Annotated in this window: 10 protein-coding genes; 9 read left to right on the top strand and 1 reads right to left on the bottom strand. The window is 66.0% G+C overall.

Features of this window, described 5'->3' with window-relative positions:
• The first annotated feature begins 227 nt into the window (after positions 1 to 227).
• From JN280_RS03255 to JN280_RS03215, 9 genes are all read left to right on the top strand, one after another.
• Positions 228 to 1,232, top strand: coding sequence for a substrate-binding domain-containing protein (locus tag JN280_RS03255; RefSeq protein WP_202314502.1), 1,005 nt, complete (start codon positions 228 to 230; stop codon positions 1,230 to 1,232).
• A 175-nt stretch (positions 1,233 to 1,407) separates the two neighbouring features.
• Entirely contained in the window at positions 1,408 to 2,928 is a 1,521-nt protein-coding gene (locus JN280_RS03250; protein ID WP_202310090.1) for a sugar ABC transporter ATP-binding protein, read from the top strand.
• On the top strand, positions 2,925 to 3,962 hold the full coding sequence (locus tag JN280_RS03245) for an ABC transporter permease (RefSeq protein WP_244742868.1): 1,038 nt from the start codon (positions 2,925 to 2,927) through the stop codon (positions 3,960 to 3,962). Before JN280_RS03250 ends, JN280_RS03245 begins: the two co-directional genes overlap by 4 nt.
• A gap of 15 nt (positions 3,963 to 3,977) precedes the next feature.
• On the top strand, positions 3,978 to 4,949 hold the full coding sequence (locus tag JN280_RS03240; protein ID WP_202310089.1) for a sugar-binding transcriptional regulator: 972 nt from the start codon (positions 3,978 to 3,980) through the stop codon (positions 4,947 to 4,949).
• 4 nt (positions 4,950 to 4,953) lie between these two features.
• On the top strand, positions 4,954 to 5,949 hold the full coding sequence (locus tag JN280_RS03235; protein ID WP_202310088.1) for an aldo/keto reductase: 996 nt from the start codon (positions 4,954 to 4,956) through the stop codon (positions 5,947 to 5,949).
• Positions 5,950 to 5,964: 15 nt separating this feature from the next.
• On the top strand, positions 5,965 to 7,752 hold the full coding sequence (locus JN280_RS03230) for a glycerol-3-phosphate dehydrogenase/oxidase (RefSeq protein WP_202310087.1): 1,788 nt from the start codon (positions 5,965 to 5,967) through the stop codon (positions 7,750 to 7,752).
• A complete protein-coding gene (locus JN280_RS03225) occupies positions 7,694 to 8,542 on the top strand; it encodes a class I fructose-bisphosphate aldolase (RefSeq protein WP_202310086.1) in 849 nt (282 codons plus the stop codon). Before JN280_RS03230 ends, JN280_RS03225 begins: the two co-directional genes overlap by 59 nt.
• Positions 8,543 to 8,777: 235 nt before the next feature.
• Complete coding sequence (locus JN280_RS03220; RefSeq protein WP_202310085.1) at positions 8,778 to 10,283, top strand: FGGY-family carbohydrate kinase; 1,506 nt, start codon at positions 8,778 to 8,780, stop codon at positions 10,281 to 10,283.
• Complete coding sequence (locus JN280_RS03215; RefSeq protein WP_202310084.1) at positions 10,247 to 11,887, top strand: GMC family oxidoreductase; 1,641 nt, start codon at positions 10,247 to 10,249, stop codon at positions 11,885 to 11,887. The genes JN280_RS03220 and JN280_RS03215 overlap by 37 nt, the downstream gene beginning before the upstream one ends.
• A gap of 368 nt (positions 11,888 to 12,255) precedes the next feature.
• Here JN280_RS03215 and JN280_RS03210 read toward each other — a convergent pair whose 3' ends face one another.
• On the bottom strand, positions 12,256 to 13,473 hold the full coding sequence (locus tag JN280_RS03210; RefSeq protein ID WP_202310083.1) for an NAD(P)/FAD-dependent oxidoreductase: 1,218 nt from the start codon (positions 13,471 to 13,473) through the stop codon (positions 12,256 to 12,258).
• Between the last annotated feature and the right edge of the window lie 47 nt (positions 13,474 to 13,520).

Below are 13,520 nucleotides of genomic sequence, written 5' to 3'. Positions count from 1 at the left end.
TGCCCGAACGTTGTTCTGCCCAAGCCGTAACAGATTCTCCCCGCGAGGCAATCTCGGGCAGGCACGCTACATCTTCCGGAGCCGCCGGAAAGACCGATTGACAGCCGCATGACGGCCCGTTAAAAGGTGCTTGAAATGAATATCGCATGATGAAATTTATTTCAACAGCGCGGAGGAGGAGGTCCACGCGCAGCAACCGGGAGGAACCCATGGGCATGAAAGCACTGATGTTGGGTCTGGCCGCGGGCGTGTCGCTGATGGCCGCGACGGCTCAGGCCGAGGAAAGCAACTTTCGCTGCAAGGATGGCGAGACCTACTACATGAACGTCATGGTGTCGGGCGTGGAATACTGGTTCCCCGTCTACGAGATGTTCAAGCAGGCGGCCCAGTCACTGGGCTGCAAGACGGCCTATACCGGCACGCCGGAATATGACGTCAACAAGCAGATCGCGAGCTTCGACCAGGTTCTTGCCAGACAGCCGGCCGGCATCCTCGTCCACCCGATGAATTCCGATCCCTTCATCGAGCCGATCAACCGCGCGGTCGATTCCGGCGTGCCGGTCGTCACCTTCGCCGCCGACTCGCCCAACAGCAAGCGCATCTCCTATGTCACCTCCGACAATGGGCGCGAAGGCGCTTATGCCGCCGACGTGATCGCCGAGGCGCTGGGCGGCAAGGGCGAGTACGGCATCCTGGAGAATCCTGGCCAGGACAATCACGACAAGCGAGTCGCGGCCTTTGTCGGCCGGATGGAAGAGAAGTACCCAGACATGAAGCTGGCGGCCCGGGCTGCCTCGAACCAGGATCCGACCAAGGCCTACAACGCCGTGCTGTCGATGGCGCAGGCGCATCCGAACCTCGGCGCCCTGTTCATGCCCGAGGCCAATTCGGCCCTCGGCGCGGCCCAGGCCGCGCAGGAGCTCGGCGGCAAGATCAAGATCATGAATGCCGACGTGAACGGCAAGATCCTCGACATGATCAAGGCCGGCCAGGTCTTCGGCGCCATCAATCCGAACCAGGGCATGCAGGGCTTCATGGGCTTCATGCTGCTGTTCATGGCGGCCCATCCAGATCTCATCGATCCGATGAACGACTACAAGCGCGCCGGTTTCAATCCGATGGGCCTGCCCGTCGTCGACAACGGCTTCGCCGTCGTCACCAAGGACAATGCCGACGACTTCTACTGGGACGCCTATCTGAAGCGTCGCGGCACCAAGGGAATAGAGGAATAGCCTCCGCCCTTCGCCTAGAGCAATTCCAGCAGAAGTGCGCAACGGTTTTTGCGTCCGGAATTGCGTAAAAACAAAGAGTTAGAGCATTTCCGCGATTCGAAGAGGAGTGGAAATACTCCAAGCGGGACGGCTGAGTTCGTCCCGCCGTCTGACACCTCTAGATCGGTGAAGTTCGATGCAGGAAGCGCTTTCCCTGGAGGTCAGGGGCGTGAGCAAGGCCTATGGCGCGATCCAGGCCCTCAGCGACGTCAGCTTTTCGCTGCGCAAGGGCGAGGTCCATGCCATTGCCGGCGAGAACGGCGCCGGCAAATCCACGCTGATGAACATCATCGACGGGATCGTGCGGCCCGATCGCGGCGACATCCTGCTCGGTGGCGTCAAGGTCGTCATCTCCTCGCCCGAGCGCGCCCAGGCGCTCGGCATAGGCTTCGTCCATCAGGAGATCGCTCTGTGCGGCGACATCTCGGTGTCCGAGAACATCTTCATGGCCGCCACCAACCGGCGTCGCGCCTTGTTCATGAATTTCGCCGAGATTCGCGACAAGGCGCGCGCCGTGCTCGCCACGCTGGGCGACATCGATCCCGACCTTCTCGTAGGCGACCTGTCGATCTCGGAGCAGCAGATCGTCGAGATCGCCAAGGCGCTGACGCTCGACTGCAGCATACTGATCCTAGACGAGCCTACCGCAGCACTCACCGAACGCGAGGCCGCAAAGCTCTTCGCCATCATGGCGGGGCTCAAGCGGCAAGGCATCAGCATCATCTATATCAGCCATCGCATGGCCGAGATCTTCGCCCATTGCGACCGCGTCACGGTGTTGCGCGACGGCCGTTTCGTCTGCACGGAAGAGATCGCCGACATGACGCCTCAGACGGTCGTGGCGCGCATGGTCGGCCGCCATCTCGACGCGCTCTATCCCGCCAAGAATCCCGGAAGCGCCGAAGCCGGGGTGCTGATGTCGGTCGAAGGCCTGGGCGACGGGCAGCGTTTCCACGAGGTGAGCTTCGCGCTGCGGCGTGGCGAAATCCTCGGCGTCGCCGGCCTGATCGGCGCCGGCCGCACGGAGATCGCGCTTGGTATCTGCGGCCTGGGTCCGCGGACATCCGGGCGTGTCCTGCTCGACGGCGACGACGTCACCCCTGACGGCTATCACGAGAGCATCGCCAACGGCATCGTCTATCTGTCCGAGGACCGCAAGGGCACGGGCCTCTTCCTCGATCTGCCGATCGCGGCCAACGTCTCAGCGCTCGATGTCGATCAGGTCTCCACTGCCTACGGTTTCATCGACCGGGCCGCCGAACTGCGGCAGGCGGGAGGCCTTGCCGATTCGCTGCGGCTGAAGCGCAGCGGCCTCGACGCCGCCGTGTCCAGCCTGAGCGGCGGCAACCAGCAGAAGGTGGCGATCGCCAAGATGCTTTCGGTCGCGCCGCGGGTCATCCTGCTCGACGAGCCGACGCGCGGCGTCGATGTCGGCGCCAAGGCCGACATCCACCGCATCCTGCGCGATCTGGCGGCCAAGGGTACCGGCATCGTCGCCATCTCGTCCGAGCTGCCCGAGCTGATCGGCCTCTGCGACCGGGTGGTCGTCATTCGCGAGGGCAGGCTCGTCGGCGAAGTCGCCGGAGAGGACATGACCGAGGAGAACATCCTCGGGCTCGCTTCGGGACTCGCCCCATTTCCTGGGAGGAGGATATGAGCGCCGTGAACGAAACGACTGCACGCAACGCCGGCAAGCCCGCGGCCGAAGCATTGTCCGGAGGCTGGCTTCGAGGCCTCGGCAACATGCGCGAGTTCGGCCTCCTTCTCATCATCCTCGCGCTCTGCGTGGTGATGAGCTTCGCTTCGCCCTACTTCCTGACCTGGACGAATTTCCGGGCCATGCTCCTGTCCTTCTCGATCGAGGGCATCGTCGTGGTCGGCATGACGGTGCTGCTGATCGTCGGGGCGATCGACCTCTCGGTCGGCTCGGTTGTCTGCTTCGCCATGGTGATCGGCGGCTATTTCTTCCTGCTCGGCCTCGACCCCTGGTCGGCCAGCCTGATCGCCATTGCCGCCTCGGCCGGCATCGGCGTACTGATGGCGCTGTGCGTGACGCGGATCGGGCTGCATTCCTTCATCGTATCGCTGGCCTTCATGGTCATCGTGCGGGGCCTGTGCCTGGCCATAACAGGCGGCACGCCGCTGTCGCTGTTCTCTTTGCCGCCGAGCTTCAAGTTCATCGGACAGGGCACGCTTTACGGCATTCCCTTCGTCATCATCATCTTCGTGGTCGTGGTGGCGGCGTTCGATCTCTTGTTGCGCAAGGCGACGCTGTTCCGCCGCGTCTTCTACACAGGCTCCAATGAACGCGCCGCCGCCTATTCCGGCATCCGCACGCAGCGGGTGAAGGCCCTCTGCATCGTTCTCTGCTCGACGCTGGCGGGAGTGGCTGGCGTCATCTACATGGCCCGTTTCGGCGCCGCCACGCCGACCTTCGGCATGGGCATGGAGCTCAACATCATCGCTGCCGCCGTCATCGGCGGCGCCAGCCTGAACGGCGGCTCGGGCAGCATCCTCGGCGCCATCCTCGGCATCGCGCTGCTCTCCGTCGTGTCGAGCTCGCTGATCCTGCTCGACGTCTCTCCCTACTGGCAGGACACGATCCGGGGCTTGATCCTGCTTGGCGCGGTGTCGTTTGATCACGTCCTTCACAAGCGCAAGGCCGCGGCCAGGGGCCGTGGCGGCAAGTAAACAGGAGCCTGAGGGATGGCCGCGCTCAGCCAGATCGACGACTACGAGCGGATCCGCAAGATCCACAGGGTGCTGGTCATGCACTACGTGGAGGGCCTCAGCCAGGCGGAGATCGCCAGGAAGACCGGGCTTTCACATCCGACCGTGAATCGCCTGGTCAAGGAAGGCCATGAGCGTGGTTTCGTCGAGATCACGGTGAAGTCGCCGTTCCAGTCGCTCTTCGATCTCGAGAAGCGGCTGGTCGAGGCCGGATCGCTGCGCGAGGCCCTGGTCGTACCTTCGGCGAGCGAGCAGGAGGAGGTCAATCTGCGCGCCGTCGGCAAGTCGGTCGCCGACTATCTGCTCGCCACGCTGAAGGACGGCGACACGATCTGCGTTTCCGGCGGCCTCGGCGTCAGTGCCGTGGTCGAGGCGCTCGCCCCGTCGCGTGCCTATGATGTGACCGTGGTGCCGGCGACAGGCGGCGTACAGGGCAAGCATTTCATCGACGTCAATCATGTGGCCGCACAGTTCGCGTCGAAGCTCCAGGGCAAAGCGTTCCAGATCCACGCCCCGATCTTCGCCGCGTCGCGGGAGGAGCGCGACGTGCTGCTCTCCCTCCAGTCGGTGCGCGAGGTTCTGGCGCGGGCGCGCGACGCGGCAATCGCCCTGGTCGGCATCGGCTCCGTCCTGTCGGAAAAATCCACCTATTTCAGCCTGGGGCCCTCGGCGCCGGCCGACCCCGATGGCCTGGCGCGCAGCGGCGCCGCCGGCGAACTCGTCGCCCATCTCATCGGCGCGGACGGGGCCTTGAGCGACTACGGCCTCAACCAGCGCGTCGTCGGGCTGACGCTCGACGAGTTCCGTTCGATCCCCCTGTCGATCGGCATCTCGGCCGGCGCGCGCAAGGTCGAACCAATCGCCAGCGTGCTGCGCGGCGGGTTCCTCGACGTGCTGGCGACAGACGAAAGAACGGGCACGCGCGTGCTCGAAAGCCTGAAAGGATAGATCGATGGTCAATCTGATGCCCGTCCGCCCCATGGGCAATTCCCGGATCGATGCCGGCGTCATCGGGCTCGGCACCTGGGCCATGGGCGGCTGGATGTGGGGCGGCACCGACGAGGCCGAAGCGGTCGCGGCCATCCGCGCGTCGATCGACCAGGGTGTCTCCTTGATCGACACCGCGCCGGCCTATGGTCTCGGGAAGTCGGAAGAACTGGTCGGCGAGGCGATATCAGGCAGGCGCGACGAAGTGGTGCTGGCCACCAAATGCGGGCTGGTCTGGCACACCGACAAGGGCAACCATTTCTTCGACGAGCACGGGCAGCGTGTCCATCGTTATCTCGGTCGGGAATCGATCTTCTTCGAGGTCGAGCAGAGTCTGAAGCGGCTGCGCACCGACTACATCGACCTCTACATCACCCATTGGCAGGACCCGACGACCTCCGTCTCCGAAACAATGGACGCGCTGCTCGACCTCAAGCAGCAGGGCAAGATCCGCGCGACCGGCGTCAGCAATGTCAGCCCGGACGAACTGGAGGCCTACGTCGCCGCCGGGCCGGTCGACGCGATACAGGAACGCTACAGCATGCTCGACCGCGAGATCGAAGCGACATTGCTGCCGATATGCCGGCGCCACGGCATCGCGACGCTCAGCTATTCGTCGCTGGCGCTCGGGCTGCTGTCCGGCAGGATCGCGCCCGGTCGGGTCTTTTCCGGCGACGACCAGCGCAACGACAATCCCCGCTTCGCGCCGGAGAATCTGGAGCGCGTCGCCGCCTTCATCGCCGCGATCGAGCCGCTCGCCGCGGCCAGGCAGGCCACACCGGCGCAGGTGGTGATCGCCTGGACGATCGCACAGCCCGGCATCACCTATGCCCTGTGCGGCGCACGCAATCCTGGCCAGGCGACGGAGAACGCCCGAGCCGGGACACTCTCGCTCTCGGATAGCGAACTGGCCGAGATCGACCAGGCGATCGCCGCTCACCTTGCCGGCATCGGCGCCTGAAACAGAGCCCCACTCATGAGCCAGACACGCGCCCGCAGGCTGGAGAAGCTGCGCCGCAAACCGGCGGTCGCCGTCCTCGTCGTGGGCGGCGGCGTCAACGGTATCAGCACCTATCGCGAACTGGCCCTGCAGGGCATCGACGTGCTGCTCGTCGAGAACAGGGATTTCATGAGCGGTGCGAGCGCCGCTCCGTCCCGCATGATCCATGGCGGGCTGCGCTATATGGAGAACGGCGAATTCGGGCTGGTGAAGGAATCGTTGCTCGAGCGCAACCGGCTGCTGTGCAACGCGCCGCACTATGTGTCGCCGCTGCCGACGCTCATCCCGCTCGGCGATCATTTGTCGGGCATCGTTCCGGCCGTGAAACGGTTCTTCGGCGGCAAGGCGCCATCAGGCGCGCGCGGCTCGCTGATCGTCAAGCTCGGCCTGACGCTCTACGATCTCTATTCGGGCCGCCAGGCCGGCATGCCGCGCCATCGATTTTTCGGGCGACGCGCCATGCGCGCCGAGGTGCCCGATCTCGCCGCCGGCATTGCCTGCGCCGCACTCTATCATGACGCCCGGATCAGCTATGCCGAAAGGCTGGGGGTGGAGATGATATTGGATGTCGAACAGCGTTGCCCCGAAGCCCTGGCGCTCAATCACCTCGGTTTCGACGGGATCGAGGATGGCAGAGCCCTGCTGTCGGATCGGTTGACCGGCGAGCGCTTCGTCATCGCTCCCGGCGTCGTCGTCAACGCGACGGGCGCCTGGGTCGATATCACCAACGGCAAGATCTCCTCGGGTGCTCCGCGGTTGATCGGCGGCACCAAGGGCTCGCATCTGGTGATCGAGAATGCCGAGCTGCTGGCCGCGCTCGGCGACAGGATGGTCTATTTCGTCAACCACGACGGCCGCGTCTGCATCCTCTTCGCCCATCTCGGCAATGTGCTTGCGGGCTCCACCGATATCAGCGTCGAGACGCCGGAAGGCGTGCGCTGCGAGCCGGAGGAGGTGGACTATATTCTGGGCTCCATCCGTGAGGTCTTTCCCGGCATCCGGATCGATCGGGAGGAGATCGTCTTCCGTTTCGCCGGCGTGCGTCCGCTGCCGTCCAGCACGGCAGGCGTCAATGCCGAGATCTCCAGGGACCATCGGTGCGAATGGCTGCGGCCCGAGGGCGCCGTGCCGGTACTCAATCTCGTCGGCGGCAAATGGACGACCTTCCGCGCCTTCGGTGCCGAGGCCGCCGACCTCGTCCTGTCGCGTCTCGGGCTCGGCCGCACCGTCTCGACGGAGGCGATGCCGATCGGCGGCGGAGACGGTTTTCCCCGCGACCCATCGGCAAGGGCGGAATGGGTGCGCACCCACGCTTCCGACAGAGGCCTCGCCGAAAGCCGGGTGGCGCTGCTCCTGTCGCGCTACGGCACCCGCGCCGCCGGCCTGCTCGCCCGGCTCGACGCGGCGCGGGACCAGCCGCTCGTTTCCCTGCCGTCCTTCAGCCGCCAGGAGATCGAATGGCTGGCCGAGGAGGAGCATGTCGCCACGCTGGCCGATCTGGTTCTGCGCCGCATGGCGATCGCCTTCACGGGGGAGCTTTCGCTCGATGCGCTGCACGAACTGGCTTCCATATCGGGCGCCTTGCTGCAATGGGATGCCGACCGGATCGAGCGCGAGGTCGCGTCGTTGCTCGAGCATCTCGAATCCGTGAACAGCCTCGACGCCGCGATACTTGCGCGGCGCACCAACCATCCGGAGGAGACCCATGTATCAAAGCAAGAAAGTCCGCATGAACCGCCTGTTCGGCAACGGCAGGTGTCTTGATGTCGCGATAGACCATGGCGTCTGCAACGAGCCGTCCTTCATGGACGGGTTGGAGGATATGGAGAAGGTCGTTGCCTTGCTGGCAGCCGCCGGCCCGGACGCGATCCAGATGAACTACGGCCAGTCCGATCTGTTGCAGAACCTGCCCGGTAGGGAGAAGCCGGCTCTGGTGATGCGGCTCGATATGGGCAACCCGTACAACCGTTTCAGGCACCGCGACATGTGGGCTGTGCTGCAGAATGCGAGCGACCCCATCGCGCCGGCATTGCGCATGGACGCGGCCTGCGTGGTGGTCAACCTGTTCATGCTGCCCGACGAGCCCGGCCTCTTCAAGCAATGCGTCGAGAACATCGCGCGTGTTGGACAGGATTGCGAGAAATTCGGCATGCCGCTGATGATCGAACCTCTGGTCATGCAGCCCAACAGCGAGCGCGGCGGCTATCTCGTCGACGGCGATGCCGAGAAGATCGTGACCCTGGTTCGGCTCGCCCGCGAACTTGGCGCCGATATCGTCAAGGCCGATCCGACCTCCGACCCTGCCGATTTCCACCGCGTGGTCCAGGCTGCGCGCTGCCCCGTTCTCGTGCGCGGCGGCGGCAAGGCCGACCTGCGCCAGGTGTTCGCCAATTCCTACGCATTGATGCGGCAGGGCGCGCACGGCATGGTCTACGGGCGCAACATCTATCAGCACGACAATCCCGCCCGCGTGGTCAAGGCATTGATGGCGATGATCCATGACGGCGTCGACGATGCCGAGGCGTGGCGGATCTACGAGGCCAGCGGTCGATGAAATCGGGCGCTGGAGCGCGCGACTGCGCGCCGCGCCTGTTGGCGCGAAAGCAACCGCATCGGCCCGAAAATCGTGTTCGATTTTCGGAAAGCACGATGCGTCGACCGAAAGTCTTAGAGCGTCCTTGCGCGTCCATATGGACGCGCGGCGCTCTAAACGGCCCGGATGGTCCGCGCCGGCGACTGAGGTCGCCCGGATGCGCCAGCATCCGGGCCTGCAAACAGGAGAGCGCGGCATGAGCCGCTATCTTCTCGGCATCGATGCCGGCAATACCGTCGTCAAGGCGGTGCTGTTCGACCTCGACGGCAATGTGCTGGCCGCCTCGGCGCGCGACGGCCGCTCAAACCGCCCGCAGCCCGGGCATGTCGAGCGCGACATCGCCGAGTTCTGGCGCAACGCCGCCGAGGTGATCGCCGACTGCCTGCGCCAGTCCGGGGTCACCGGGCACGACGTCGCGGCGATCGGCACGGCCGGCCACGGCAACGGCCTCTATATGCTCGATCGCGACGATCGCCCGCTGATCGGCATCCAGTCGCTCGACACCCGCGCCGTCGATTTGGCGGCCGAAATGCGTGGCGGGGAGCTGGGCGACCGGCTTTATCCGCTCTGCCTGCAGAAGCCGTGGCCGGCGCAGACCGCGACCTTGCTCGCCTGGGTCAGGCTCCATCGACCCGAACTCTACGAGCGTGCGGGCACGGTCTTCCTGTGCAAGGACGCCATGACCTTCATGCTCACAGGCAACAAGGTTTCCGACTATTCCGACATAACCGGCTGCGGCCTGCTGCGGTTGCCCGAGCGCGGCTATGATACGGAGCTGCTCGAAGCTTATGGCCTGGCCGATGCCATGCGGCTCCTGCCGCCGCTGGTCGAGTCCGACGCGGTCGCCGGCAAGGTAAGCGCCGAAGCCGCGGCCACGACCGGCCTTGCCGAGGGCACGCCGGTCGCGGGCGGGCTTTTCGACGTCGTCGCGAGCATGATCGGCGCCGGCTCCCACGCCGTCGGCGAAGCGGCGATCGTGGCGGGCACCTGGAGCATCAACCAGGTCGTGCTCGAACGCCCCCTCGTCGACGATCGCATCTTCCACGCCTCGACCTGGCGACCGGACCGCTACGTATCGATCGAATCCAGCGCGACGTCGGCCGTCAACCTCGAATGGTTCGTGCGCGAGATCTCCGGCGCCCATGACGCCGACGCCTTCGAGGCCTGCAACGCCTTGGTCGCATCGGTACGCCCCGGCCCTGATCTTCCGCTTTTCCAGCCTTTCCTCTACGGTTCGGCGACGCAGCCGGACGCGCGCGGGGCCTTTCTCGGCCTCGCAGGGTGGCACGGCAAGGCGGAACTGCTCTATGCGCTCTATGAGGGTGTCGTGTTCGAACATCGCCGGCATATCGACAGGCTGAGGGCTGCGGGCGCGACCTTCGACACGGCATCGCTGTCGGGCGGTGGGTCGCGTAGCGAGGTCTGGTGCCGGATGTTCGCCGACATCATCGGCGTGCCGGTCACTGTCGCCGACTGCAGCGAGACGGGCGCGCTCGGCGCTGCCGTGGTCGCCGGCGTGGCCGGTGGCCTTTTCCCCGATATAGAGCATGGCATCGGCCGCATGGTCCGTATCAGCCGCAGCTACGCTCCGAACCCGGGCGCGGCTCGCCTGGCGGATGCCCGCTACCGGCTTCATTGCGAGCTTGCCGAAACGATGCCGGCCCGATGGCAGCGCTACAGGCGGGAGACTTCAGCATCGTGACCGGCAGGCTTGATCTTGGCAGTTACGACTATGTCGTCGTCGGGGCGGGTTCCGGCGGCTGCGTGCTCGCCAACCGGCTGAGCGCCGACCCACGCAAGCGCGTGCTGCTTCTCGAGGCCGGCGGCTCCGACAACTACCACTGGATCCACATCCCGGTCGGCTATCTCTATTGCATGGGCAATCCGCGCACCGATTGGGGGTATCGGACGGCATCGGAGGCCGGGCTGAACGGCCGGGCGCTCGCCTATCCGCGCGGCAAGGTGCTGGGCGGCTGCTCGTCGATCAACGGCATGATCTATATGCGCGGCCAGGCGGCCGACTACGATCACTGGCGCCAGCTCGGCAACCCCGGATGGGGCTGGGACGACGTGTTGCCCCTGTTCCTCAAGTCCGAGGACCATCACGCGCTGTCCGGTCCGTTCCACGGCCAGGGCGGCGAGTTGCGGGTCGAGCGCCAGCGTCTTTCCTGGCCGGTCCTCGACGCCGTGCGCGAGGCGGCCGAGGAACTCGGTGTGCCGAAGGTCGACGACTTCAATTCCGGCGACAATGAGGGATCTTCCTATTTCGAGGTGAACCAGAAGGCCGGCATCCGGTTCAGCGCCGCGCGCGCTTTCCTGAAGCCGGTGCGGCACCGGAAGAACCTGCGCGTGCTGACCGGCGCGCTTGCCGAACGCATCGTCTTCTCGCAGAACCGCGCCACCGGGCTGGAATTGAGGCTCGACGGCCGGCCGGCCCGCGCCAGCGTGGAAGGCGAGCTGCTGCTCGCAGCCGGCGCCATCGGTACGCCGCAGATCCTCCAGCTCTCCGGCGTCGGGCCCGGAGGGCTCCTGCAGGAGCACGGCATTCCAGTCGTCCACGAGCTCGACGGCGTTGGCGAGAACCTGCAGGACCATCTCCAGATCCGGACTGCCTTCCGCATATCGGGGGCCAGGACGTTGAACGAGCGCCAGGCAACGCTGGCGGGCAAGGCCGGCATCGCTCTCGAATATGCCCTGTGGCGCTCCGGCCCGATGTCGATGGCGCCGAGCCAGCTCGGCATCTTCATGCGCTCCAATCCGCGCTTTGCCACGCCCAACATCGAGTTCCACGTCCAGCCCTTGTCGCTGGAGCGTTTCGGCGAGCCGCTCGACAGCTTTCCGGCCATCACCGTCTCGGTCTGCAATCTTCGGCCGCAATCGCGCGGCCACGTCCGTATCGCCTCGCCGGACCCGGAGGCGCATCCCGCCATCGCGCCGAACTACCTGTCGACGGGCGAGGATCGCGAGGCGGCGGTCGATTCGATCCTGGCCGCGCGCCGGCTGATGGCCACCAACCGCATGGGGGCTTTCGATCCCCGCGAGTTCAAGCCGGGCCCGGCGGTCGATACACCTGAGGAACTCGTCCGCGCGGCCGGCGACATCGCCACCACGATCTTCCATCCGGTCGGCACCGCAAAAATGGGCCGGGACGCCAAGGCCGTGGTCGACCCCGAGCTCAAGGTGCGCGGCGTCTCCGGCCTGCGCATCGCCGATGCCTCGGTCATGCCGACCATCGTCTCGGGCAACACCCACGCCCCCGTCGTGATGATCGCGGAACGCGCGGCGCAGCTTGTTGCGGGGGCTTGAAGCGGACGGCCCCGTGGCCTCTTGTATCCGCCTGCGTCACACTCTCCCCGCTCGCGGCCAGGGTACGCACACGTCGCGAAGGTACCCTAATCCGAGCGCGCTTTCGCGAGGCCACCTTTTCCCACAAGGGGAGAAGGCCGGAGCCCGGTTTAGCCGGCTCTGCAAATCACCGGCGCCCGTGATTGGCCGAGACGTTGCGGAAGCCTTCCCTTCTCCCCTTGTGGGAGAAGGTGGCCTCGCCCGCCAGGGCGAGGTCGGATGAGGGGTACTTCCACGATGTGGGCTTGCCCTGGCCGCAAGCGGCGAGAGAAGGTGCCGGCAGGCGGATGAGGCGGCGCCGACGTTGCAGGAGACGGTGAGTCAGTCTGTCATAGCAGGCTCTTCAGATCCGCCGCGAGGTCGGCCGCCATAACCTTCGGCACCGACAGGCCCCTGTCGAAGAGACGCCGCGCCACCATGTGGTCGGCCGCGCTGTTGATGCTTTCCACCGCGACCAGTTGCTCGCCGCGATAGAGGAACAGCGAGAATTTTCCGCTGCCGGGGTCGCCGCGTGTCACCACTTCCTCGTCCCCGGTGGCGATGCCGGCGATCTGCAGCCGCTGCGTGCCCTGGTTGGACCAGAACCAGGGGGCGGCGCGATAGGGGGCATCCTCTCCGGTCAGGCGCGCAGCGATGTGCTTGCCCTGGTCGACGGCGTTCTGCACCGATTCCAACCGCGCCAGACCGCCCGTGAAGGCGTTCGGATAGATGGCGCAGTCGCCGAAGGCGGAGATCGCAGGATCTGATGTCAGGAGGCGGTCGCTGGTGACGATGCCGTTGTCCACGGCGAGTCCGGCTTCGGCGGCGAGTTCGGTGTTGGGCACGACGCCCGCGGCCACCAGGAGCGCGCTTGTCTCCAGCGTCTCGCCGCTCGACAGCGCTACCTCATGGCCGTGTTTCGAGCGTTGGATGCCGCGCACCAGCGTCTCGAAATGCAGCCTTGTGCCCAGCCCTTCGTGGAAGAAACGGAAATGGGCGGACATCTGCCTGGACAGGACACGGCCCATCAGCCTCGGCGTCGCCTCGATCACGTCGACGGCAATATCGCGGGCGCGCAACAGGGCAGCGACCTCGAGACCGATGAAGCCGCCGCCGATGACGGTGACATGGCGGAGCTCGCCGAGCTTGGCGTTCAGGCCGCGGGCGTCGGCCAGTGTCCTGAGTTCGAGCATGGAACGGTGTTCGAGGCCCGGGATCGGCGGAATCCGGTTGCGTGCGCCGGTCGCAAGCGCCAGATGATCGTAGGCAAGCCGCTCTCCACCCGCCAGCACCAGCTCGCGATTGGCGCGATCGATGCTCTCGGCGCGGATGCCGAGGCGCAGCGCAATGTCCTTCTCGGCGTAGAATGCCTCGCCCTTGAGCGGCAGGCCCGTATCGTCCGGTTTCTTCAGGAACTCCTTGGAGAGCGGCGGCCGCTGATAGGGCAGGAAGGGCTCGTCGCCGACGATGGTCACGGCGCCCTCGAAGCCACGCTGGCGCAGCGCCGCTGCCAGCTCCACGCCCCCATGGCCGCTGCCGGCGATCACCACACGCCTCAATCCGCTCATCGCGGAAACCTCGGGTCGGCTTTGTCGGCAAGGGTCATGACGTCGTC

The organism is Mesorhizobium sp. L-8-10, assembly GCF_016756635.1.
Taxonomy (GTDB): domain Bacteria; phylum Pseudomonadota; class Alphaproteobacteria; order Rhizobiales; family Rhizobiaceae.
This window is presented reverse-complemented; position numbering and strand designations above follow the sequence as displayed.